This window comes from Xanthomonas sp. NCPPB 3761 (genome assembly GCF_041475705.2).
GTDB lineage: Bacteria > Pseudomonadota > Gammaproteobacteria > Xanthomonadales > Xanthomonadaceae > Xanthomonas > Xanthomonas phaseoli.
Genome location: NZ_JCAQNX010000002.1, coordinates 30,589 through 52,826 on the forward strand (window position 1 = coordinate 30,589; position 22,238 = coordinate 52,826).

Annotated in this window: 21 protein-coding genes and 3 pseudogenes; 20 read left to right on the forward strand and 4 right to left on the reverse strand. The window is 61.6% G+C overall.

The features are described 5' to 3' along the window. Positions 1-67: 67 nt before the first annotated feature. The 13 genes from ACCQ00_RS22055 (at position 68) to ACCQ00_RS22115 (ending at position 12,166) form a co-directional block, all read left to right on the forward strand. Positions 68-388, forward strand: coding sequence for a TrbC/VirB2 family type IV secretion system protein (locus ACCQ00_RS22055; protein WP_017162817.1), 321 nt, complete (start codon positions 68-70; stop codon positions 386-388). 92 nt (positions 389-480) lie between these two features. Continuing rightward, positions 481-657 (forward strand): hypothetical protein, encoded by a 177-nt coding sequence (locus ACCQ00_RS22060; RefSeq protein WP_005995701.1) that lies wholly within the window; start codon positions 481-483, stop codon positions 655-657. A 66-nt stretch (positions 658-723) separates the two neighbouring features. Next, positions 724-3,294 (forward strand): TraG/VirB4 family ATPase, encoded by a 2,571-nt coding sequence (locus ACCQ00_RS22065; protein WP_017162818.1) that lies wholly within the window; start codon positions 724-726, stop codon positions 3,292-3,294. An 18-nt stretch (positions 3,295-3,312) separates the two neighbouring features. Continuing rightward, positions 3,313-4,098, forward strand: a complete 786-nt coding sequence (locus ACCQ00_RS22070; RefSeq protein ID WP_017160737.1) for a TrbJ/VirB5 family protein — start codon at positions 3,313-3,315, stop codon at positions 4,096-4,098. A 367-nt stretch (positions 4,099-4,465) separates the two neighbouring features. Next, complete coding sequence (locus tag ACCQ00_RS22075; RefSeq protein WP_127172325.1) at positions 4,466-4,819, forward strand: hypothetical protein; 354 nt, start codon at positions 4,466-4,468, stop codon at positions 4,817-4,819. Between the two features lie 58 nt (positions 4,820-4,877). After that, complete coding sequence (gene trbL / locus ACCQ00_RS22080) at positions 4,878-6,359, forward strand: P-type conjugative transfer protein TrbL (RefSeq protein WP_039583452.1); 1,482 nt, start codon at positions 4,878-4,880, stop codon at positions 6,357-6,359. A gap of 6 nt (positions 6,360-6,365) precedes the next feature. Then, the gene (gene trbF, locus ACCQ00_RS22085) at positions 6,366-7,076 is read left to right on the forward strand and encodes a conjugal transfer protein TrbF (RefSeq protein ID WP_039583455.1); all 711 of its coding nucleotides are present in this window, start codon (positions 6,366-6,368) and stop codon (positions 7,074-7,076) included. 26 nt (positions 7,077-7,102) lie between these two features. Then, positions 7,103-8,095: a P-type conjugative transfer protein TrbG gene (gene trbG, locus ACCQ00_RS22090; RefSeq protein ID WP_017164024.1), complete on the forward strand. Its 993-nt coding sequence runs from the start codon at positions 7,103-7,105 to the stop codon at positions 8,093-8,095. 15 nt (positions 8,096-8,110) lie between these two features. Continuing rightward, positions 8,111-9,463 carry a TraB/TrbI/VirB10 family type IV secretion system protein gene (locus tag ACCQ00_RS22095; RefSeq protein ID WP_039583456.1) on the forward strand — a complete coding sequence of 451 codons (1,353 nt, stop codon included), beginning with the start codon at positions 8,111-8,113 and terminating at the stop codon, positions 9,461-9,463. A gap of 172 nt (positions 9,464-9,635) precedes the next feature. Continuing rightward, a complete protein-coding gene (locus tag ACCQ00_RS22100; protein ID WP_017164026.1) occupies positions 9,636-9,842 on the forward strand; it encodes a hypothetical protein in 207 nt (68 codons plus the stop codon). 10 nt (positions 9,843-9,852) lie between these two features. Continuing rightward, a complete protein-coding gene (locus ACCQ00_RS22105; RefSeq protein WP_005997461.1) occupies positions 9,853-10,092 on the forward strand; it encodes a hypothetical protein in 240 nt (79 codons plus the stop codon). A gap of 72 nt (positions 10,093-10,164) precedes the next feature. Next, positions 10,165-10,413 (forward strand): hypothetical protein, encoded by a 249-nt coding sequence (locus ACCQ00_RS22110; RefSeq protein ID WP_039583459.1) that lies wholly within the window; start codon positions 10,165-10,167, stop codon positions 10,411-10,413. Between the two features lies 1 nt (position 10,414). Continuing rightward, positions 10,415-12,166 (forward strand): DNA topoisomerase, encoded by a 1,752-nt coding sequence (locus ACCQ00_RS22115; RefSeq protein ID WP_080950332.1) that lies wholly within the window; start codon positions 10,415-10,417, stop codon positions 12,164-12,166. Between the two features lie 829 nt (positions 12,167-12,995). Here ACCQ00_RS22115 and ACCQ00_RS22120 read toward each other — a convergent pair. Beyond that, positions 12,996-14,537, reverse strand: a pseudogene (locus ACCQ00_RS22120) (type III secretion system effector avirulence protein AvrBs3); the annotation flags it as partial. A 255-nt stretch (positions 14,538-14,792) separates the two neighbouring features. Here ACCQ00_RS22120 and ACCQ00_RS22125 point away from each other — a divergent pair. Next, positions 14,793-14,927, forward strand: a pseudogene (locus ACCQ00_RS22125) (IS5-like element IS1646 family transposase); the annotation flags it as partial. A gap of 499 nt (positions 14,928-15,426) precedes the next feature. Here the strand turns inward: ACCQ00_RS22125 and ACCQ00_RS22130 are convergent. Both ACCQ00_RS22130 and ACCQ00_RS22135 read right to left on the reverse strand, forming a co-directional pair. After that, positions 15,427-16,704 carry a lytic murein transglycosylase gene (locus tag ACCQ00_RS22130; RefSeq protein ID WP_046736133.1) on the reverse strand — a complete coding sequence of 426 codons (1,278 nt, stop codon included), beginning with the start codon at positions 16,702-16,704 and terminating at the stop codon, positions 15,427-15,429. Positions 16,705-16,835: 131 nt separating this feature from the next. Further along, positions 16,836-17,600 (reverse strand): annotated as a pseudogene (locus ACCQ00_RS22135) (Tn3 family transposase); the annotation flags it as partial. A 516-nt stretch (positions 17,601-18,116) separates the two neighbouring features. Here ACCQ00_RS22135 and ACCQ00_RS22140 point away from each other — a divergent pair. The 6 genes from ACCQ00_RS22140 (at position 18,117) to ACCQ00_RS22165 (ending at position 21,111) form a co-directional block, all read left to right on the forward strand. Next, positions 18,117-18,563, forward strand: coding sequence for a hypothetical protein (locus ACCQ00_RS22140; protein WP_236493569.1), 447 nt, complete (start codon positions 18,117-18,119; stop codon positions 18,561-18,563). 355 nt (positions 18,564-18,918) lie between these two features. Beyond that, entirely contained in the window at positions 18,919-19,047 is a 129-nt protein-coding gene (locus ACCQ00_RS22145; protein ID WP_256359326.1) for a hypothetical protein, read from the forward strand. 51 nt (positions 19,048-19,098) lie between these two features. Further along, entirely contained in the window at positions 19,099-19,287 is a 189-nt protein-coding gene (locus ACCQ00_RS22150) for a hypothetical protein (protein WP_039575724.1), read from the forward strand. 199 nt (positions 19,288-19,486) lie between these two features. Continuing rightward, positions 19,487-20,086: a YjaZ family protein gene (locus ACCQ00_RS22155; protein ID WP_039575722.1), complete on the forward strand. Its 600-nt coding sequence runs from the start codon at positions 19,487-19,489 to the stop codon at positions 20,084-20,086. 354 nt (positions 20,087-20,440) lie between these two features. After that, positions 20,441-20,914: a ParC-related protein gene (locus ACCQ00_RS22160; RefSeq protein WP_039584270.1), complete on the forward strand. Its 474-nt coding sequence runs from the start codon at positions 20,441-20,443 to the stop codon at positions 20,912-20,914. A 53-nt stretch (positions 20,915-20,967) separates the two neighbouring features. Continuing rightward, positions 20,968-21,111, forward strand: coding sequence for a hypothetical protein (locus ACCQ00_RS22165; RefSeq protein WP_372354156.1), 144 nt, complete (start codon positions 20,968-20,970; stop codon positions 21,109-21,111). On the opposite strand, the gene ACCQ00_RS22170 is transcribed toward ACCQ00_RS22165, so the two are convergent. Further along, a protein-coding gene (locus ACCQ00_RS22170) for an IS3-like element ISXac2 family transposase (protein ID WP_099770635.1) occupies positions 21,108-22,195 on the reverse strand; the annotation gives its coding sequence in 2 pieces (ribosomal slippage) (positions 21,108-21,943 and positions 21,943-22,195; 1,089 coding nt in all). The two genes, ACCQ00_RS22165 and ACCQ00_RS22170, sit on opposite strands and share 4 nt — an antisense overlap. Positions 22,196-22,238: the final 43 nt, after the last annotated feature.

A 22,238-nucleotide genomic window follows, 5' to 3' on the forward strand; every position in this document is an offset into this window, starting at 1 on the left:
CGCTGCTTGGTGTGCTAGATGTATACACACTACGTAAAAGCAAAGAACTTCCCCCCCGACGCAGGATATGACGATGAAGCTCCGCAACACTTGCACGCTCCAGCTGCTGACGCTGGCGTTTTTCTTGTTGCCGGCTGCCGCCTACGCAAGCGGTACCGGCATGCCATGGGAAGACTGGCTGGATAAGATCTTGAACAGCATCACCGGTCCCGTCGCCAAAGCGATTGGGGTGATCTCCATCGTTGTCTGCGGCCTCGGGATGGCGAACTCGGAAGGAGGCTCCGGTATGCGCAAGCTGATGATGGTCCTACTCGGTTTGTCGATTGCTTTCTCCGCAAGCACGTTCTTCCTCAGCTTCCTTGGCTACGGCGGCGGCGCGGTGTTCTGATCGTGGACGAACAAACCAACCCAGATGGCTATGAGGTGCCGGTACACCGCGCACTGTCCACACCCAGGCTTCTTCTAGGTATTCCACGCGACATGGCCGTTGTCGCGTTCACGACGGCTGCAGCCCTCGTGCTCGGCCTGCAATCGTGGTGGAGCTTGCCGTTCTACATCGTCATCCACATCGGCTTGGTTCTACTGACCAAGTACGACACGCAATGGCCGGAGGCGTTGAAACGCGCGCTCCGCTTGAAAAACCACTACCGCGCATAGCGGGCTACCGGGCAACTGTCCGCTACGGCGGATCACTGCCCGGCAGCACTCGGTGAAGGCCAACCCATGCAGCGACTTCCGAAATACAGCAACGAACCTACCGACATTGGCGATGTGCTGCCGTGGGCGTACCTGGTCGCCCACGGTGTGGTGCTGAACCGCAATGCGTCGTTAATCACGACGCTACGCTTTCGCGGTCCAGACCTGGACTCAGCGACCAAGCACGAACTGATTGCCGTGTCGGCTCAGATGAACAACCTGTTCCGCCGCCTTGGCGACGGCTGGTATTTCCAGATCGACGCACAGCGTGCACCCAGCACCAACTATCCCAGCGGCGAACACTTCCCCGATCCGATGTCGTATCTGATCGATGAAGAACGTCGCACGATCGCCGAGACCGGGATTCACTTCGAGACCACGTATTACTTCACACTCGGATGGTTGCCGCCCAAGGCGCGGGAGAGTACAGCCCGAGCCTGGTTCTTCACTGACCCGGACGGGCAGCGCAAGAGTGCGGCCAACCGTGACCGGCAGACAATCAACGATTGGCTCGACAAGTTCTTGGTGGAGCGCGTTCGGCTCCTGGAGGCCTTCTCGGCCATCCTGCCCGAAGTGCATGCGCTCGATGACTCCGAGCTGCTGACCTACCTGCACGACACAATCAGCACCAAGCGTCACCCGGTGGTGCCTGGTGACGTATCGCAAGAGCTTTGCCGCGTGCTGCCCGATACCCCGCTGATCGGCGGCAAGGAGCCGAAGCTGGGCAAGCACCACATGGGCATCATCACCGTGCGCCAGTTCCCGACGCAGACCACGCCCGGAATCCTGGACCGCTTGAACCGGATGGGCATGGCTTACAGGTGGGTGACGCGCTGGGTGGCCCTGGACAAGGCTACGGCCGACAAGGAAATGAAGAAGATCCAGCGCGAGTGGTTCAGCGGCCGCAAGTCCTTCATGGTCATCTTGAAGGAGCTGCTGAGCAAGTCAGAGTCCGCGCTGGAAAACCCCGAAGCGCTCGCCAATGCGGCCGACGCCAATGCAGCCATGCAGGAAATTGCCGCCCAGGCGGTGGGCTACGGCTACTTCACGCAATCGCTGATCGTGCTGGATACCGATCCGCGCCGGCTGGAAACCAAGCTGCGCGCGGTCGAGCGCGAAATCAATGGTCTAGGCTTTGTGACCATTGACGAAGCCCGCGACGGCAACGCCATCGATGCGTTTCTCGGCGCGGTGCCAGGCAACGCCCAGCACAACATCCGCCGGCCGATGGTGTCCACGCTCAACCTCGCTCACGCCATGCCAAGTTCCAGCGTGTGGGCGGGGCCGCGCTATTGCCAGAACGATCTATTCCCCGGCAATGCGCGCCTGGACCACTCCCCGCCGCACATGTTCGTGGTCACCGGAGAGACCACGCCTTTCCGATTCAGTACGTATGTCGGTGACGTTGGGCACGCGATGGTCATCGGCCCGACCGGTGCCGGCAAGTCGTTGTTTCTCAACCTTGCCGAAACACAGTTCCGCCGCTACGAGTCGGCGCAGGTTTACATCTTCGACAAGGGCGGCAGCTCCCGGATCACCACCGACCATGTGGGGGGGCGCTTCTACGACCTAGGCGGTGACAGCAGCCCGGCGTTTCAGCCGCTGGCCCACGTGGACAACGACCAGGAGCGGGCGTGGGCGCAAGAATGGCTCATTGACATCATCGTAGGCGAAGGCGTCGAAATGACGCCGCAGCGTAAGCGCGCCATCTGGGATGCGCTCAACGAGTTGGGCGCAGACGACAGCCCGGTCGAGCAGCGCACCATTACGGGCTTTACCGTGCTGGTGCAAGATCCAGTCATCAAGGAGGCCTTGCACCCCTTCACCGCGGATGGGGCGCATAAGAAACTGCTGGATGCGTCGCACGATGACGTGTCGCTGGGCAGCTGGCTCGCGTTTGAGATGGAAGAATTGATGAACACCCCCCAGGTGGTCATGCCGGTGCTGACCTACCTGTTCCACCGCTTGGAGCAGCGCTTCGACGCGAAGCGGCCGAGCCTCCTGGTGCTCGATGAAGCATGGCTGTTCCTCGACCACCCAGCGTTTTCGGCCAAGATCCGCGAATGGCTCAAGGTGCTCCGTAAGGCCAACGTCGCTGTGTGGTTCGCCACGCAGAGTCTTGCCGACGTGGCGCAATCCAAAATCATGCCGACGCTGATCGAGGCATGCATGACCAAGATCTTCCTGCCCAACAGCAGCGCCCGAAACGACGAGGTAGCCAAGTTCTACCGGATGTTCGGATTGAACGATAAGCAGCTCGACATCCTCGCCAGCAGCACGCCAAAGCGCGACTACTACCTGACCAGCCCGCAGGGCAACCGGCTGTTCTCGCTGGGCTTGGGGCCGCTGGCACTGGCCGTATGTGGTGCAACCGGCAAAGAGGCCCAGCGAGACGCCATCGCCATCCGCAAGACCACCAACTCCCCCGTGCAGTTCAACGAAGCGTACCTGTCGCACCTGGTCAACAAGCACGACCAGGCGCAGGCGTCCAAGCCAGAAAGTCAGCGCACGCAATCCCCCCTGCAATGGGCGCTCGACTTCGTGCGCTCCGTTGATAGCAGCCCCGCAGCGCCCAGCAACGCCACCGTCGAAGCCTAACCCCGCATGGAGAACGCTATGACCATTCGTCGCGTCACCGCAGTCCTCACCGTTGCCATCGGCATTGCCGTTGCCGGCGGCTCCGCCGTCTATGCGCCCCCCGCGCAAGCGATTGTGTGTGCCAATTGCAGCAACCTGGTGACCCAGCTGTTGCAGCAGAGCAAGGAAATCAGCGCCTATGCTAAGCAGGTGCAGCAGTACAAAACCCAGCTGGATCAATTGAACTTGCAGATTCAGCAAGTCGCCAACGAGGGCCGCAATCTAGCCTCACTTCCGCGCAATGTGTTCGGCGAGTACCAGCAGGTCTACAACTCTTATAAGCAGAGCATTTCCCAGTTGCGTGGGAGCATGGCGAACCTACAAAACACGCGCGATATGTTCGCCCAGCGCTACCCCGAGGTGACGAACGACACCACCTTCCAGCAGCTTTCCGCGATGGTCGATCAGTGGCAATCGCAAGGCCGCGAGAACGTGGAGGATGCCCTGTACAGCGGCGCGGCCGTCCTGGACACACTGGATAGCACCAACCAGCAGTTTGAGACGATGGGCCAGGCCTCGCAGTCAGCGACCGGTGCCTTAGCTGCTACGCAGGCCGGCAACCAGATCAACATGCTGGTCGGCCAGGAACTGATGAAGCTCAACGCACAAACCGCTGCGATGAACCAGGCCGTGCTTGAGGAACAAGCTCGGCAGCTGGCGGGCGATCGCGTAACGCAGCAGAACATCGATAACGCCCATCGCAACGAAAAAGCCTTCCAGAAATCTACCCAACCAGCTGCAAAGCCAATTGGAGAGTGGTGGTGAGCGCCCGCGTCCTAGCCGCCCTCGTGCTTGCTGCTGTCAGCCTTGCAGGCTGCACAGCGCAACCTGCGGGAAAATCCTGCGAACAGACTTTGACCTGTGAAGCTCCAGAAGTCCTCCCTAAGAGCGTACCGGCCAAATGCGGATGCGCTTTGCTGTTTGATGAGGAATGCAGGGCGTTGATCGACCGCACCTACGGGAAGAGCGCAGCCGCCAATTTGCAGACTCGGCTGAACATAGCGAGGGCTTATGGAGACGCGGCTCAACGTGCATGCCCTCCTGCACCAGGCCAGCCCGCCGGCAAACAAAAGCGTTCCGACGCTTTCGCGCCATCGACTGTGAAGCCGGCCAAGCCAATTGGGGAGTGGTGGTGAACGGTCGCGTTCGTGCCTCCCTCGTGCTTGCTACTGCGGCCCTCGCCGGCTGCGGCGGCGATCGTACCGCTCAAGTTCCTGGCAGTGTCTTCGCTACAGCCACGATTCCCGGCGATCAACCAATTCCGATCGTCGAGAAATTAGGTTTGCCGGACAAGTGCAAGAGACTCGAGACTTTTGACCAGGCATGTTCAGACCAGATCGATGCCGCATACGGCAAGGGTGCGGGCGGCGATGCAAGGAGCAAGTTGGGGACTTGCAGCGCGTATGGAAATTGCGTCGGGATGCCGCGCAGTCGTGCCTACGAGAAGTCCACTGTGCCTCCCGCCAAGGTCGATTTCCTCAAGTGAGCAGGGGTCCACTGTGCCTGCTGCAAAGACGAGCTTCTAGCCTTAAAAGGAGGCAGTAATGGACCCGACCACCACCGGATTCCTGACCGCGCTACTCAACAATTTCGTAGCTGTGTTTTCAAACGGTTTCGGCATTATTACGCCGCGCGCGTCGGCAATCCTGGGTACCTTAGCCGCCATAGAGGTTGCGCTGGCGTCGCTGTTCTGGGCATTGCGCGGTGAGGACTTCACCGCGCCATTCCTTCGCAAACTATTGCGGATCGGCTTTTTTGCCTTCTTGGTGGCGTCGTGGCCGACATTGACGGAAGGCGTCGCTAGCGGCCTCGCACAAATCGGCTCCCTCGCTGGCGGTGGCTCAGGCGCGCCATTGATCAAAGATCCTAGCCGCATCCTCGAGCAGGCAATGGCTGTCATCAAGCCAATCGAGGACGAAATGACGCGCATCCAACACGGGTCGTGGTACCAGAAAATTGCCGTATTGGCGGTGGTGATCCAATACACGATTGCGGAGCTGTGTGTGCTGGTCGCGTTCTTCATCTTGGCGATCACCTGTTTGCTCACACAAATTGAGTTCGCGCTGGTGGCGGTATTAGGCCTCATCCTGGTGCCGTGGGGAGTGAGCAACCACACCGCGTTTCTTGCGGAAAAAGCTATCGGCGCAGTGATTGCCCAGGGCGTCAAACTCATGGTGCTGAGCTTCATCATTGCTGTCTACGGCGGGGTACTCAACACATTCGCCCTAAGCCCAGCGCCATCGCCAATGGATACCTGGCTGTTGGCGGGCTCTGCGTTCGTTATGGCTATCATCGCGGTGCATGCCCCAGCAGTGGCGGGCGGGTTGCTCTCTGGCTCGCCGTCGTTGACAGCCGGCAGTGCGGCTGGGGTGGCAATTGGTGCCGGCGCCGCCGCCATCGGTGCCGGTGTCGGCGCCGCTGCGCTTGGCCGGATGGGCGCCGCCAGTGCGGCTAAGACCATCACGGCTGCCGGGCAGATCCACGGCGCCGGCAGTGCAGCTGCCGCGAACAGCACCGGGGCCGGTGCGGCTGCACTGAGCAATCCCGGTGTCCGTGGCAGCGTCATTGGTGGGCTGATGGCTGCAAGCACGACACCAGCCGGCCAGGCCGTTGCAGCCGGCGTTCAACGCGCTGCAAGCACCCGGCTCGGCCAGGCCGCAATCAAGTTCGGCTCGGCCGCCGCTGCCAACATTGATCGCGGCGTCTCAGCAGGCGCCAGCTACGCGGCCGCTGGTGCGTCGGAAGTCGGCCGGATGGCCGCTGCACCGGTCACCAATGCCGGCGCGGCGGTGAAAGATGCCTGGTCCCAGGGCGTTGCGATGGGCAGCGGTGTACCGCCTGCAGCTGCGCCGGCACCGCCTGCGACACCTACCCCGTCTCCGGAACGTCTGGAAGCCGGCAGACAGCGATTCAGCGACGCAGCCACCGTCGCCAAAGCAACAACGACAGCGATCAAAGGAGCCACGACCACCAGCGGTGGCGGCAGTGGAAACCCGACGATTGCCCCCACCAACGACGAGAGCTAACCACGCATGAGCAGCACCAACGACTTACTGCAAACGCCCGTCGGCCAGCGTCCCAGCTCGCCGCCGATGTCGCCCCACCACGATTCAGCGCGCAAAGGCTGGACAGACAAACTCGAAAAATCGGAGAGCGACAAGCGCGCATGGCGCTGGGCAGCCGTTGGCGGCTACGCCTTGTCGGTGCTACTGACCGGTGGCTTGATTGCCGTCAGCAATCGGCCGCCACCGAAGCCGCTCATTGCCCGCATCAACGTCGATGGTGCCCCGCAGGTTGTGGGGTACGCCAGTCCCAACTACACGCCGGGGCAGGCAGAGATTCGCTACTTCCTCAAACATTGGGTGGAGCTGGTGCGCACCGTCCCGCTTGATCCGGTGGTAGTGAAGTCGGCATGGAACGAGGCCTACAGCTTCATGACCCCAGCCTCTGCGAACAAGCTCAATGCCGAAGCCCGCGTGCCGGGTTCGACCATGAGCAAGGTCGGCCAAGAAACCGTCACCACCCAAGTCACCTCAGTGGTCCCCGTGTCGGCTGACAGCTACCAGGTACGGTGGGTGGAGACCAGCTTCACCGACCAGGGCCAGGTCAAGGAGCGGGCGACGTGGACATCCACGTTCACCATCAAGCAAAACACCCCCGATCCCAAGATCGAGCTGGTGAACCCGCTGGGCCTGTTCATCACGGACTTCAATTGGCAGCGCGACATCGGCAGCGCCCCTTAATTTTTTCGCTTGAGAGTGCAAACACTATGCAAACCATGAAGACGACCGTTCTGCCGTTGCTGTTGTTGTCCGCCGGCATCGCCAATGCCCAAACCACGCCACAGGTGCCCGCGATCACCAGCGCGCTCAACGACAACAGCACGGCGACCGCCAATGCGACCCCGTTGGCCAACAACGCCCCCGCTCCCGCACCCGCCTATGTGCCGCCGCCCTTGCAGCCGGAGCATGTCTCGCCGCGCGTCGCCAAAGCGCGGTCTGACTTCGACAGCAAGCAGCGCGCCCAGGTGGCCGAGTACGTCGGCCAGGCACGGCAAGTGCCGACCAGCTCCAGCACGGCCAATGTGGGCGGACAGACGATCTTTACCTATCGGCCTGGTGCGCTCTATACGATCTATGTCGGCGCCGGCCGTCAGACCGTTATCGACTTCCAGCCAGGCGAACAGCTGACGGGCGAAGTCAACGGCTCCGATACGGTGAGGTGGCTCATTAGCCAGGTCACCAGCGGCACCGATGCCGGCGAGCAAGTGCATCTGGTGCTCAAGGCGGTGGAGCCAGGTCTGACCAACGACCTGTTCATTGCCACCAATCGGCGCACCTACCTGGTCACCGCGCGCAGCGTGGCCGATTGGAGCATGCCCAGCGTGTCGTGGCAGTACCCGATGGACACCTGGAAGGCCCAGCAAGCCGTGGCAGCCAAGCGTGAAGCCGTCCAGCCTGTGGCAGTCGCCCCGGATGCATTGCACTTCAACTACGACATCAAGGGCGGCCGCTACTCCTGGAAGCCCATGCAAGTCTTTGACGATGGCGCGCAAACCTATATCCGCATGCCGGCCACGCTCAATGCCACCGATGCCCCGGCGCTGTTTCTGATCGAGAAGGGCGAACCGTTGCTGGTGAACTACCGCGTCAAAGGCGTGGCGAACGGTACCACCGGCCCGACCTACATCGTAGATCGCGTGTTTGATCGCGCCGAGCTGCGCGTGGGTGCGAAGCAAACCATCACGATCCGCCGTCGCTAATTACAGAGGTGCCGCATGCAGACCACAAACGGAACCCCGGCTGACGACGAACGCGACCCGGTGACCGGTGAGTCGGCCAGCGAGGGCTACACGCCGCCGCAGGACGCGCCGATTCCCTTGGCAACGCCCAAGCCGAAGATCAAGACCCTGGACAAAAAGAAGGTCGGCATCATTGCAGGCATCGCGGGTGTGTTGATCGCATTTGCTTTCGTCCAGGCCTTCACGCAGAAGCCGAACCAGAACAAGCCAAAGGAGCAGCCGCCCACCGCCAACATGTCCACCAAGCCTGAGGCCTTCAATGCCTTGCCAGGCGACTACGCAACGGCCGCCCAGCAGCGCGCAGAGCGCGTTCCGAAGCTCGGGGCACCAATGCCGGGGGAAGTGGGGCAAATGCAGTACGCGGCCCAGCAACAGGCCAGCACGCGGGCCTACGGCGGCGGTGCGCAGCCGCAAACAGCGGCACAGCAGTTTGCCGCCCAGCAGGATCTACAGCGCATGCAGCAGGCCGCCAATGCCCGCTACGCGAAAACCAGCTTCCAGCAAAGTGCTAGACCTGATGCGGCCGGCAATCCGAGCCAGTTCGGTGGACCGCCGGCATTCGGTGGGATGCCGGCGGACTCACCCGAGGCGGTGCAGCAGAAGATGCTTGCGCAGGCCGCTGCCGCGGCCGCTGGTGCTGGTGGGCCAGACAAGACGGCTCGCGACGATGCCAACCGGCAAGACGACAAGCGCAACTTCATGGACGAAAAGCGCGACACCGGCACGCTGCAATCGCGCCTGACTCCGCCAGCCACGCCGACCGTCGTGAGCGCGGGCACGCTCATCCCTGCCCTGTTCTTGACAGGGATCAACAGCGACCTACCCGGCCAGATCACCGCGCAGGTCTCACAGCCGGTCTATGACACCCCAACTGGCCGCTACGTCATCATCCCGCAAGGCTCGGTGCTGATCGGTGCTTACGACTCGCGCGTGACCTTCGGGCAGAACCGCGTGTTGCTGGTGTGGCAGCGCCTGCGCTTTCCGAACGGGTCTAGTCTGGATCTGGAGGGCATGCCAGGTGTTGACCTGTCCGGCTATGCCGGCGTGAGCGATAAGGTCAACAACCATTGGGGCAAAGTCTTGTCGAGCGTGCTGCTGTCGAGCACGGTAGCCGCCGCTGTGGCGACGGCCGAAGGTGACAGTTTTTCCGCTTTTCAACGTGACGCCGGTCAGGCCGCATCCCAGGGTGCGGCGCAACAGATCAACCAGGCCGGTTCGCAGCTGCTTCAACGTAGCATCAACGTGCAACCCACGCTGGAAATTCGGCCTGGTCAACGGGTGGCGGTCATGGTCAACAAAGACTTGGCGCTGTCGCCCTATGGCCCGTGACCGTGAACCAACGTGTGCAATATCGATAAACTCCGAGGGCTTTACCAACCACCCAACGGAGCAAATAGCTATGCCTGCAAAAGCCGCTCGGCGACAGGTTGTCGCGAACGTGGCCCCTAAGCAGATGAAAGCGATTGACCGCGATGCACAGCGAGCCGGACTCAGCCGGCGAATGTTTATGCAACACCTCATGGAAGAATTTCTGCTTCAACCCACCACCCTGGTGGCCGGCGGCATCTATCGCAAGCAAGACCGCGAACGCCTCCGCTTCCACCTGTCCGTCCCCTTGCACAACGGCGTCAGCAAATACGCCAAAAAATTGGGCGTCACGATCAGCGTCGTTATCACCACCGCTGTAGCCAATCGCTACCCGCTATAGGAACAACTACATGGCCCGCAAACCATCTGCACTGCCGAAGATCCCCGTCAAAACCGAACGCGTCACCAAGCGCTTGCAGTTCGATCCCGCGCTCATCAAGCGCGTGGAAGCCTTCTGCGACTTCTACGCGCACACCGTGGGCGCAAAGCCCGACTGGAACGATGCCGCCGTTGCCCTGATCGAGCATGCGCTCGATGGCAACCGTGACTTCACCAAGTACCTTGCCGAGCAGAACAAGCCAGCTGCATGACCACACCGTGACGCACTGAGTCTGTGCGGTCCACCTCGGGTGACCGCATCAGACAACCGCCGGAGTTAGCGCATGAACGCACCCGAAAAAAGCCTGGGATACCGCATCGGCGAAATGCTCTACGCCATGTCGCAGTGGTCACGCCCAGCCCGCGCCAGTATCGTGATCGTCGGCATGCTCGCCGCCATCGTGTTTTTCTGGCTCTCCATACCCGCTGCCGCCGTCGCCATCGGCCTCCTATCGCTGGCGACGTTCTGGCTGCTGCTGCCCACCGACCCGCCGGCCGATCCGAATACCGCCGCTAACGACCCGGAGCGCTGACATGCGTCTATGGATCTGCGAGAAGCGCGACCAGGCCAAAAACATTGCGCCACTGCTGGGCAACCCGAAGCCTGGTCAGGGCTACATCGATACCGACGATGGCCGGGTGACGTGGGCACGTGGCCACCTCTTGGAACAGGTCGGTCCACCGGGCTACGACAAGGCATGGGAGGCCTGGAATTTCGAGGTGTTGCCCATGATCCCGACCGCGTGGAAGCACCAACCAACTGCCGACAAACAGCGCGAGTTAGCCGTGCTGCTAGCCAACATCCCCAAGGCATCGGAAATCGTCATCGCCACCGACTGCGGCGCCGAGGGCGAAGCGATCGCACGAGAGCTGCTGGACCACGCCGGCTATCGGGGACCGGTGCGCCGGCTGTGGTATTCCGCGCTCGATGCTGCAAGCCTGACCAAGGCAATCGCCAGCTTGCGGCCAGGCGAAAGCAGCGAGCCGCTCTATTGGGCAAGTCAGGCACGTTCACGCGCCGACTGGCTCATGGGTATGAACCTCAGCCGTGCCTACACGCTGCGGTCTCGTGCAGCTGGCGGTAAAGGGCCACGGCACGTCGGCCGGGTGATGTCGCCCACCCTCGCCCTGGTCGTGCGTCGGGATGCTGAAATCGCCGCGTTCCGCGAAGCCACCTATTACGAGCTGGAAATCACCGCTCAGACCGCACTCGGGGCAAACGTCGTGCTGACGCACGCCCCGGCAGATGCGGAGCGGCTCTTCGCTCGCGCCGACGCCGAAGCCATCCTCGCAGCGGCCACCGGAGCCAGTGGACCGCTCGCGGTCACGCACGAAAGCAAGGCGCAGAAGCCCCCTGCCCTGATGACGCTTTCGCGCTTCCAGCAGCTGGCCTCGCGGCGATTCGGATGGAGCGCAAAAAAGACGCTCGATATCGCGCAAAGCCTGTACGACAAGGAGCTGACCAGCTACCCACGCACGCCGTGCATGGTGTTACCCAATGAGCAGGAAGCCGAAATTCCCCGTGTGCTGGAAACGCTTGGCCAGGTGCCAGGCCTGGCGCGGCACGTAGCAGCGCTGACCGTCCACAAACCAACCATCCGGCCGACCGTCTTCAACAGCGCCAAGATGGCAAAAGACAACGCAGAACACCATGCCATCGTGCCCACAGGTGTGCCGCTTGCCAGCCGCACGCTCAGCGATGACGAGCAAACCGCCTTCCTATTGATCGCACAGCACTATCTTGCTGCGCTCATGCCCGACTACACGTTCAACGAAACCCGCATGACGCTGGAAGCCGGCGGCGTGCCTTTTACTGTCACTGGCCGTGTTCCCACCGGCCAAGGCTGGAAATCCGTGTTCGGCACGGACCCGGACAGCGAGGACGAGGACGACACGGCCACGCCTGCGCTGCCTGACATCCAGGACGGCACGCGCTGCACTGTGGCTGCGGCCGCACTACGGCCGAAGAAGACGCGGCCGCCCAAGCGCTACACAGAAGGCGACTTGATCGCCGACATGCTCGATGTTGGCAAGTTCGCCACCAACCCCGAGGTGCGCAAGCGACTGAAAGAAAACGCCGGCATCGGCACCGAGGCCACGCGCGGGACAATCATCGAGAACCTGCGCGAACGCGGCTACCTGGAGCCGCAAGGGAAATTCATCGTCAGCACGCCACTGGCGCGTGAGCTGATCGCAATGCTGCCTGCCCCGATCACCGATGCCGCGACGACGGCCCTGTGGGAGGAAAAGCTAGATGAAATCGAGGGTCGGCAGGGATTCGTGTAAAAAACAGCCAAAAGTGAGCTAACTCACTGACAGTGAGAGGTTTATTACACGAATCTCTGCCGACCCTCAGGTCGTTCCCGACTGGGCCTCACTGAGGAAACAGCTCCATCAACCATGCCATCTCCTCTTCGTTGAATGCCGGGAAATCATCCGCCTCCCCTACGAAGGGGGCCGCATCTTGTTCCCAGATCATGGTGCTGGACGCTGCCAGATCGGCATCCATGGGCGTACCAGGATCCGGGAGGCCTCCTCCGATCCTGGTACGCGGGCGTTTTACACCCCAGCTTAGGGGGGGGAAATGCAGCCCCTCGTGCTGTTCGGGAACGCGCACCTCGACAGCTTGCTGTGCGAAGGAGCCGGTGACAGAACTCTCCGATCGGGACCGTTTACGGCTGCTGCTTGCCAGCGCCTGGCCCGCCCGGTCTATTGGGCTGGGCGCATCCAGCTCACGCTCCAGCGCATCGGCGAATGCATGCAAAGACGCCTGGTCCGGCGTTTGAGCCGAAGCACCGGACGGTTCGGCCCTTTTCATCCCTGATGCCTGGAGGATACGGTGCCAACGCTGCGGGGCTGGGGGGAGCGTTCCACTGCGGGCCTCGAGTTCGGTGACGCCCACTCTGCGAAATAGCTGTAACAACCCGTGCCTGCTCATCCCGAACTGCGTCATGGCTTCATCAAATGCTTGCGCTGGATGGGAGTGGCACTGGAAAAAACCCAGCACGCGAGCCACTTGCGCGTGGTCGGCAACGCGATGGGACGTGCGTTCGGGAAGACGGCGATTGGTTCTTTTGATCAAGGTCGGCGCGTGCGGCAATCCCTTTTTCACTGCCTCCAGCGCAGGACGCCCGCCGAGGCAGGCCAAGGCGACGAGGTGGTCGTTGGTCAACGCGGCCAACGCCTGATCAGGGCGAGATAACTGGGCAAAAATGCTCTCCAGCGCCTGCTTGCCGCCGCCATTGCTGGCGATGGCCACCACCTGGGCCGGGGTCAGGCCATGTTGCTCGCACAGCACCGGCAACAGCCGCTGCACCGTCTCCAGCGCCTGCTTGCCGCCATCGTGGCTGGCGATGGCCACCACCTGCTCCGGGGTCAGGCCATGGGCCTGGCATAGCACCGGCAACAGCCGCTGCACCGTCTCCAGCGCCTGCTTGCCGCCATCGTGGCTGGCGATGGCCACCACCTGCTCCGGGGTCAGGCCATGTTGCTCGCACAGCACCGGCAACAGCCGCTGCACCGTCTCCAGCGCCTGCTTGCCGCCAATATTGCTGGCGATGGCCACCACCTGGTCCGGGGTCAGGCCATGTTGCTCGCACAGCACCGGCAACAGCCGCTGCACCGTCTCAAGCGCCTGCTTGCCGCCGCCATTGCTGGCGATGGCCACCACCTGGTCCGGGGTCAGGCCATGTTGCTCGCACAGCACCGGCAACAGCCGCTGCACCGTCTCAAGCGCCTGCTTGCCGCCAATATTGCTGGCGATGGCCACCACCTGGTCCGGGGTCAGGTTCAGGGGAGCGCCCGTCAGTGCATTGCGCCATGCATGTACTGCCTCCACCGCGGTCACGCCGCCACGTTTTGCAATCTTGAGAAGTTGACCTGTGTCCAACTGTAACGGTGGACCTCTCAACTCTCCCGACACCGTGAGCAATGCTTCCAGGGCGCGTGCGCCGGACCACTGTTTGCCGACGCCAACGATGTCTTCGTGTGTCGCCTCCGGCAACGCCGCGATCATGACCTGGTACTTGACAGCGACGGTCCCTAAGGCTGCCGGGTGTTGGCTGAGCGCAACGATTTGCGCACGTGTAAACCCATGGCCGATCAGTGCCTCGTGGTGCTGTGCTACTGTCGAACGAGCCTTCAGTTTGATCTTCTCTTGCTGCTGCTGGCTGTAGCCGAGCGTGCATAGATCGACCTGCCCGGCCGGCGAAGCGTCAGAGGTGTGCGCAGCACGCCGTCGCGGCACCGGCTTGGCGCGCGGCGGTCGCGCGGCCGTCACAGCGACCTGCACGGTGGCTTGCGGGTCATCGGCTGCACGCAGACCCGATTGCACCTCATCCCCCTCTCCTGAGGCAGCCTCTGTATGAGGCGCGCCGAAGGCAGACATCGAATCAAAAAGCGATGTATCAAGAAGCGACGGATCGAACTGACGGAGCAGATCGCTGAAACTGCCCGCTGAGAACGCAGGCAAGGGTGCAGGGGGAGACGGGAGACGGGTTCGGGACATCGTCCGTCGAGCGGGCAAGCCATCCAGGGGGCTGCCAGCAGGCGGAGCCCCCCCACGATCTGCAGTCGGCTGCGGCTGAACCCTATCCGGCTGGGGTCCGGCCAGAAGTTCGTGGGCAGGACTTGGCGTGCGCGGACGAATGGGATCCATTAGGCATACCTGTTTATAGAAAAGATGGTCGCCCAAGACTAAAAGATCTCTGGTCCCTCCACTCCTTGCCGAATCCGCACGGCAGCACACAACTTCGGGGGATCCTGGCAACCCTCGACGACCGGGGGCGAGGCGCAGACATGAAGGAGGTCCTGGACCCGTCTGGAGGGCCGGCAGGAAGTTGTGAAAAATTTCTTTTCTGACAGCAAGTTAGCTCACTTTTGGCTGTTTTTTACACGAATCCCTGCCGACCCTCAGTTTGGCTACACCAAGGTTCGCTATCGCGGTCTGGCCAAGAACACGGCACAGGTGCTGACCTTGTTTGCGCTGTCAAACCTGTGGATGAAGCGAAAGCAGTTACTGCCTGCGATGGGGAGCGTGCGCCTGTAACCCGGAAATTCCCACGGAAAACGCTAGAAATGGCGAAATTCCGAAGTTCCAAAAGCCACTCGTCGGAACGACGCCACCTTCCACCCTGTCAGGCATCGTTGTTCAGACCTTCCTTAGCGACTTGTGCAAATCCAGACGCTATTAATATTCCAGTAATCAGGATGCTTCCCCCCTGCAGTAACGGCCCAACTCGCTAAATATGCAGAGCTGGAATTTACAAACTGTTGTTTGCATTTACCCAAAGCTTGCTGCTGGTGTGCGCTCCGCACCTGATTATCTGTAGGATTTGCGGGTTGAATGTTACCAAGCACAGAAACTGCCCCCAAATCGTCTGCCTGGCTTGTGGTCGATATCGATAAAAGAAGGAATCCGAATGCTGTTGCAGCGAGAAATGACGCTATTCTAGCGCAAATTATTGATTTTCTTAGCATGCTTAATTCCTCGTTGTTGGTTAACATTTAATATTTTGAAGCATAGCCAAGGTGAGGGATATCCCCGATCAGGCGGCCCGCAGCCGCGCCAGCAGCGACGTACTGGCGTAACCGTCCTGCGGCAATTGCTGGCTACGCTGGAACGCACGGATTCCCTGGCGAGTACGCGCGCCCAGCACACCGTCGACGCCGCCCACGTCGAATCCCTTGTCGGCCAGCCTCTGCTGCAGCTCGGTGATCTGGGCCGTGCTATTGAGCGGCGGATCGTCTTTGGGCCAGGATTGCTCGACCCCGGCCCTGCCCGCATAGCCATCTGCCAGCAAGCCGACCGCCAGTGCATAGGCGGTGGAATTGTTGTAGCGCAGAATGCTGCGGAAATTATCGAACACCAGGAATGCCGGGCCGCGGTATCCGGTGGGCAACAACACCGATGCCAACTGCTGCGCCAGTGCGGGCGCAATCGGCTTGCGGGGCGCCACGCCCAGGCGCTGCCATTCGGCGACGGTCTTCTTGATCGTCAGGTCGGCCTGCGCGTAGTCGAAGCCGGCTGACAGCTGGACTTCCTGGCCCCAGGGAACAGCGCTGGTCCAATTGTTCTGCTTGAGATAATTCGCCGCAGAGCCCAAAGCGTCCGCCTTGGAATTCCAGACATCCCGCTTCTGGTCGCCATCCTCATCGACGGCGTAGTCGCGATAGGTGCTCGGAATGAATTGCGTCTGTCCCATGGCGCCGGCCCACGAACCCACCAGTTGCGAGCGATCAATGTTTTTTTCTGTCTGCAGGATCTGCAGGGCCGCAAGCAGCTGCGTGTTGCCATATGTGGTGCGCCGCCCCTCATGGGCCAGTGTCGCCAGCGAGCGAATGACATAAAAGTCCCCGATCTGCTTGCCGTACCCGCTTTCCATGCTCCAGATGGCGGTCAGGATGCCCGGATCCACACCGTAGTGCTGCCGCAACTTCTGGAAGAGGGCGTGCTGGCTGATCAGCAGCTGCTGTCCTTCCTGGATGGCCGAAGGTGTGACACGCGCGTCGAGATAGTCCCACAGATACTGGGTGAATTCGGGTTGCTGCTGATCCAGTTCATGCACCGATGGATCGGGTGTGACACCAGCCAATGCGTTATCCAGCGTGGTGGCTTCAATGCCGGCGGCAAGCGCACGTTGGCGGAAGTCGGCCAGCCACTGTTCGAAGCTCGCAGTGGGTGCGGGATCCTGCTGTTGCGCACTGACCTCGGTTGCGGAGGATGCGGTTGTTTGGGGAGCGATGGCTTGCGCTGCTACGCTGGTTGCGGCCACACAGACGCTGACACCGAGCGATAGACGCAAAAGGCGCGAAGGCATGATCATGAGATACCCGAGGTGGTGGTTGAGCGGCCACTCTAGTCCTCCTGTTTCCAGGATGTAATTATTGCGGCTATGCGTTTTTGACCGCGATGGGCAAGCAGGAATTCGCCCGGTAAAAAACAGCCGATTGCGTCCTAACGCGTTGTCGCCGCAAGAATTCTCCGCGAAAAATCGATTGGCTCGACCTGCCGCTTGAGGTCCAAGGTGTAGTCACCGAACCGGTTGATATGGCTGGTCCGATACGGCGACAGGCCAGCCAGCACGTCCGGGCTGATGTTTGAGCCCTCCTCCCGCAGTTCGGCCAGCACGCGGGTCATCTGCTCCACGTTGTGCAGGATGACCAGGTTGGCCACCAACTGGTTGTAACGCACGATCTTGCGCTGTTCGTGCTGGACGTTCTCGGCGATGATCCCTTCCCCGCCGAAGAAGGCCCATTTGACGAAGCCGTTGAACTCCTCGCTCTTGTTGGTGGCGGCATGGATGGTCTTGCGCACTTCGACATCGTCGATGTAGCGCAACAGGAACAGTGTGCGTACCGCCTTGCCCAGTTCGCGAAACGCCCAGTACACCTTGTTCTTGCGGCTGTAGGTGCCGAGCCGGCGCAGGATGGTGGAAGCGGTGATCTTGCCAAGTTTGATCGAGATGGCGACCCGCAGCATGTCGTGCACGTGGGTCTCGATGAGTTTCCAGTCGACGCTGTCGCCGAATAGCGCCTGGATGTTCTCGTAGGTCCGACCCGGCTCGGGACGGGAAAACACCAGGTCCTTGCGCGGCATGAGGTTGATGCCCAGCAGGTGCGCCAGCCCGAACACCGGGAAGCTCTGCGCCTGGGTGTCGCCGTGTACGGTGTCCGGCTGGATGTCGGACCGGTTGGCCAGCATCCCGTCAAGGATGTAGACCAGGGTTGGCAGGGATTCGTGCAAAAAACAGCCAAAAGTGAGATAACTTGCTGTTAGTAAAGAATTTTTTCGCAGATTCCTGCCGGCCCTCAATCCCGGCAGCGTGTACTGCCGAATATTCCTTGCGTGCTCTGCTGTGAAGCAGGCGGCATCCGTCTATTACCCACCCTGCGACCACTGGTCTCGCACAGTGCCGCAAGACAGTTGCAGCGAGCCGAACCTCGAAAGGGACGAGGTAGTGGATGAGCGATGGAAGCGCCGTTTTTATCTGGCAACTTCATGTTTTCACAAAAGAAATTGGATTCTGCGAGTCATTTTTACACGTATGTCGGCTGAACCCCGTCATCGTCCAAATCGGCATAGGACAAGCTTTCGACGTCCCCCCCCCCCCTTCCGCTACTCAGGACGAGGGTCGGCAGAGATTCGTGTAATAAACCTCTCACTGTCAGTGAGTTAGCTCACTTTTGGCTGTTTTTTACACGAATCCCTGCCGACCCTCAAATCCGTCGTGGCCAGGTGCCGGTGGAGGCGCGCGACGAGTTCGTCAGCAAGGTCGCGGCGAACGTCACCCGCATCATCGAGGCCGTGCGCGTGGATGCCGCCAAAGCGGCCGCCACCCGCGCGCCCAGCGAGGGCCAGCTACGCTATGCCCAGGCCATCGCCGTGGCGCTGGGTGTGCCGCTGCCGGCGAATGCGGACAGCTCGCACACGGCCGTGCAGGCATTCCTAGGCGCCCATAGCGATACCTACGGCAACCTGCCGCCGAGCGACAAGCAACTGGCCTACGCCCAGAAGCTGGCCACCGAGAAGGGTGTCGCCTTGGCGGACGAGCAGCGCCGCTCACGTGCCGCTCTCGGTGCGTGGCTGGATCTGCATGCCGACAAGAAGAAGGCGCCAGCGAAGAAAGCCATAAGCAAGTCGCCGGCAGCGAAGACTACCCGAGCGCGCAAAGCCAAAGCCTAAATGCATGCAAGCATGCTTGCATGCTCAGGACTATATTCGGCGTGTGCACAACCATTGCACACCGTGCCCTTTCGGAGATCTATCGTGCAACTGAGGCGCCCCAGCATCTTGCGGCACCCCGTGGTGGCATTGGTTAACGGCATGTTTGCCGCCGGAGGCTGCTGGCTAGCACCACTGCCGTTGGTCTATCCGATGGTGACTACAGGCGAGTGGTCAGTGAGCCGCGTGCCATTCGCGGTGCTGTTTGCAGTGCTTGGCCCCTTAACCGGGCGTGTGATCGCACGCACCACGCTGACGAACTGGCGCAACCGCCAGGCCAGCGCACCCCCCGCTGTCTGACTTGGAGATTGCATCAATGAGCATCACCACACTTGCCCTGGGGTTAGCCGCTAGCGTGCTGCTGCTGGCCGGCTTAGGGCGCGCCGCATTCCGCGCTGGTTACGGATTGATGGATGACGTGATGGACCCCAAGCCCCAGAAATAACGAGGAACGACACCATGAAACTTCCCTACTGGCTGCGAAGCAGGAGCTGACATGAATCTATATTCCGTTTTGGTGTACCTCACGGCCGCGTGTATTCTCGTTTCCGTGGTCAACCTCATCGTATCGCGCCACGCTGTCACGCTTGGCCTGGTGACCCCGGTCCAGTACCGCATAAGGGCCGCAACCATCGTCGTGGTACTGCTTACCCTTTTCATGGGCTTGTGGTGGCTGAAAACGTAGTAATCATCGGCGCCGGTCCGGTTATCCAGCCCCGCTCCTGCGGGGCTTTTTTGTGCCGGCGACAGGTGCCGGCATCGAGGAGGTGCCGGCGACACGCCACTGCGCGCAATCTTCCACCGTCAAATATTGTCCCCTCTCACGGGTACCCGCATGCTAGCGACTGTAGCAGCAGCTGACCGGTGACGAGGGAGATACATCGATGAAGGAGAAGTATTGGCCCGACCACTTGGCCAAGGGGTACATCGCGATTGAAGGTGCTCAGTTTTCCCTGACGCATCTGCAACCGTTCAACTACCAGGTCGCCGTCCAAGCGCCTAACCAGGCGCCGGTAACGGTGTCTGTGCAGGTGGAATTTAGCTCGCACTGCGTCAGCAAGGGGCCGCCCAAGAAAGGGCCGGCGCTGGTCTTTCGCGCAAGCCACGATGATCTGGTCATCGACGGGCGCCGCATCTGGCGCTGCTTCCATCCTGCACGTTATGCGGCTTCAGTGCTCTTGCCCGACATCATGCGCACGCTCGATCAGCGCCCTTGCCTGTTTACCAATGGCGACAACTTCCTGACGATGGAGTTGCAGCAACTGATTCCCGGTTACCCACCAGGCGTGCAGTACGAGGTGTACTTCAACGTCACCACGCGCGGCGTGGGCGCGGTGCGGATCTACGTCGAAAGCGCCTACGTGCGGGATGAGGACGCCGACAACGATCCCTACAAATTCAAGAAGGAGGATCGCATCAAGGGCTGGCGGTTGTTACTCAACCGCGCCACCGGCAAGCCGGTGCGCCGGCCGCCGAAGCGGTAGAAAAAGCAAACCCCCCTTTCGGGGGGTTTCGCGGAAGCCCTTAGGGATTGCTCCCATCAACCGGCAATAGCCTGGAACCCGTGGCGGCGTCTGAACACCTAGGTGACCCTAGGCTCCGTATATATCCAGATGTGAATACTGTAACGCCTACGTGACACCTGCGCAATAGCATTTGCTTACCGCTCGGCCAAGCAAATGCTATTGCGCCCTGACAGGCAAGAACCTTGGCAGCTGCCGGCATCGCGCCACTGCGTGCAATCTCGCGTTATGTGCGCCTCCGCCCTCGCGCCGATAGTGCTTGCACGGCAGGGTCAAATGATCGAGCATCAAACATCGAAGTTTGATAGGTCGATCATGACATCCCCCATTTCCATCACCACCCTGTCCGCCCTGGCCAGTGCCGGGGTGCTGCGCACCGTGCAGCTGGTCGGCCAGGTCGGCGGCTATACCGTGATGGTGCGGGTGGGCCAGGTCGAGAAGCAACTGACCGGCCAGCGCGGCACCCCGCGCGTGTTTGCCAGCCTGGACACCGCCGCTGCCCAGCTGCTGGCGCTGGGCGTGACCGTGTTCGAGGTGCTGCCGGCCAACTACGTGCGCGCGCCCAAGGTCTACCGACGCGGCCGGCCGGCCGCGCTCAAGGAGTTGGCCAAGCTCCAACGCGAGGGCAAACCCGCCAAGCGTGCGCCCGCCAAGAAGCCGGCCGGCGCGGCGGTGGCCACTGCCCCGAAGATCCTGCCCAGCGATCGGGCGCAGCTCAAACTGCCCGGCCTGCCGCGCACCCGCAAGCCCGCCCGCACCGCTGGGGCCGGCGCATGGGGCGTGTCCTAGATTTTGTGTAACCGGGCCACAGGCAGGAGACTGCCACCTAACCCGGAGACACCATGAGCCCACGCACACATGAGGTACCCGACGAGCTGCTTAGCAGCCTGTTGGTCAACTACACCAAACCCGAGGATCTGATCGGCGAGAACGGCCTGCTCAAGGGTAATCCCCCCACTTTTAGCGGTCGCCAGAAGTGGAGCTAAGCGGCCATCGCCAACTTCATGGCAGGCGTGATGCCGCCGAGCGCCATATTCGGACGCTCGTGGTTGTACGTCCATAGCCAGCGGGTGGCTTTGTCCTGCACCTGGTCGATGGTGTCGAACAGGGTTTGGGCGAGCCAGGCGTAGCGGATGGTGCGGTTGTAGCGTTCAACGTAGGCGTTCTGCTGTGGCTTGCCCGGCTGGATGTGCTCGACCCGGATACCATGCCGCTGCGCCCAGGACAGCAACGCGCCACTGATGTATTCAGGGCCGTTGTCGCAGCGGATCACGGCGGGCTTGCCGCGCCACTCGATGATCTGCTCCAGCGATCGGATCACACGGGCTGACGGCAGCGACAGATCCACCTCGATCCCCAGCCCCTCGCGATTGAAGTCGTCGAGCACATTGAACAGCCGGAAGCTGCGGCCGTCGGCCAACTGGTCGTGCATGAAGTCCATCGACCAGACCTGGTTGATAGCCTCCGGCACCGCCAGAGGCTCGGGCCGCTCACGCACCAGCCGCTTCCTCGGCTTGATCCGCAGGTTCAACTCCAGCTCGCGGTAGATCCGGTAGACCCGCTTGTGATTCCAGCCAAAGCCCTTCACGTTGCGCAGGTACAGGTAGCACAGGCCAAAGCCCCAGTCGCGATGGGCGGTCGTCAGGCGGACCAGCCAGTCGGCGATCCGGGCGTTCTGCTCGCTGGCCTTGGCCTGGTAGCGGAAGCAGGTCTGGCTCACCGCGAAGGCCTGGCAGGCGTGGCGGATGTTCGTACGCCCGCTCGTGACTGCCGATTGGGCCATCTCGCGTCGCTGAGATGGCCTCACCATTTTTTTGCGAGCGCTTCCTTCAGCAGGTCGGTACTGAGCTGCGCCTCGGCGTACATCTTCTTGAGCCGGCGGTTCTCCTCCTCCAGCTCCTTCATGCGCGCGACCATGGACACGTCCATGCCGCCGAACTTGCTGCGCCACTTGTAGAACGTGGCCGAGCTGATGCCGTGCTCGCGGCACAGCTCCGGCACGGGCGCACCGGCCTGGGCCTGCTTGAGCACGGCGATGATCTGGCTGTCGGTAAAGCGGGACTTCTTCATGGAACCTCCTCGGGAAAGGGGACGAGAAAATTCCACTTCTGGC

Excerpts from the sequence above, each read along its gene's own strand:
- ACCQ00_RS22105 (WP_005997461.1), top strand. The coding sequence starts at position 9,853 with ATGGCCCGCAAACCATCTGCACTGCCGAAGATCCCCGTCAAAACCGAA.
- ACCQ00_RS22060 (WP_005995701.1), top strand. The coding sequence starts at position 481 with ATGGCCGTTGTCGCGTTCACGACGGCTGCAGCCCTCGTGCTCGGCCTG.
- ACCQ00_RS22100 (WP_017164026.1), top strand. The coding sequence starts at position 9,636 with ATGTTTATGCAACACCTCATGGAAGAATTTCTGCTTCAACCCACCACC.
- ACCQ00_RS22055 (WP_017162817.1), top strand. The coding sequence starts at position 68 with ATGACGATGAAGCTCCGCAACACTTGCACGCTCCAGCTGCTGACGCTG.
- ACCQ00_RS22130 (WP_046736133.1), bottom strand. The coding sequence starts at position 16,704 with ATGATCATGCCTTCGCGCCTTTTGCGTCTATCGCTCGGTGTCAGCGTC.
- ACCQ00_RS22095 (WP_039583456.1), top strand. The coding sequence starts at position 8,111 with ATGCAGACCACAAACGGAACCCCGGCTGACGACGAACGCGACCCGGTG.
- ACCQ00_RS22145 (WP_256359326.1), top strand. The coding sequence starts at position 18,919 with ATGAGCATCACCACACTTGCCCTGGGGTTAGCCGCTAGCGTGCTGCTG.
- ACCQ00_RS22160 (WP_039584270.1), top strand. The coding sequence starts at position 20,441 with ATGACATCCCCCATTTCCATCACCACCCTGTCCGCCCTGGCCAGTGCC.
- ACCQ00_RS22110 (WP_039583459.1), top strand. The coding sequence starts at position 10,165 with ATGAACGCACCCGAAAAAAGCCTGGGATACCGCATCGGCGAAATGCTC.
- trbF (WP_039583455.1), top strand. The coding sequence starts at position 6,366 with ATGAGCAGCACCAACGACTTACTGCAAACGCCCGTCGGCCAGCGTCCC.
- ACCQ00_RS22155 (WP_039575722.1), top strand. The coding sequence starts at position 19,487 with ATGAAGGAGAAGTATTGGCCCGACCACTTGGCCAAGGGGTACATCGCG.
- trbL (WP_039583452.1), top strand. The coding sequence starts at position 4,878 with ATGGACCCGACCACCACCGGATTCCTGACCGCGCTACTCAACAATTTC.
- trbG (WP_017164024.1), top strand. The coding sequence starts at position 7,103 with ATGCAAACCATGAAGACGACCGTTCTGCCGTTGCTGTTGTTGTCCGCC.
- ACCQ00_RS22070 (WP_017160737.1), top strand. The coding sequence starts at position 3,313 with ATGACCATTCGTCGCGTCACCGCAGTCCTCACCGTTGCCATCGGCATT.
- ACCQ00_RS22065 (WP_017162818.1), top strand. The coding sequence starts at position 724 with ATGCAGCGACTTCCGAAATACAGCAACGAACCTACCGACATTGGCGAT.
- ACCQ00_RS22115 (WP_080950332.1), top strand. The coding sequence starts at position 10,415 with ATGCGTCTATGGATCTGCGAGAAGCGCGACCAGGCCAAAAACATTGCG.
- ACCQ00_RS22165 (WP_372354156.1), top strand. The coding sequence starts at position 20,968 with ATGAGCCCACGCACACATGAGGTACCCGACGAGCTGCTTAGCAGCCTG.
- ACCQ00_RS22150 (WP_039575724.1), top strand. The coding sequence starts at position 19,099 with ATGAATCTATATTCCGTTTTGGTGTACCTCACGGCCGCGTGTATTCTC.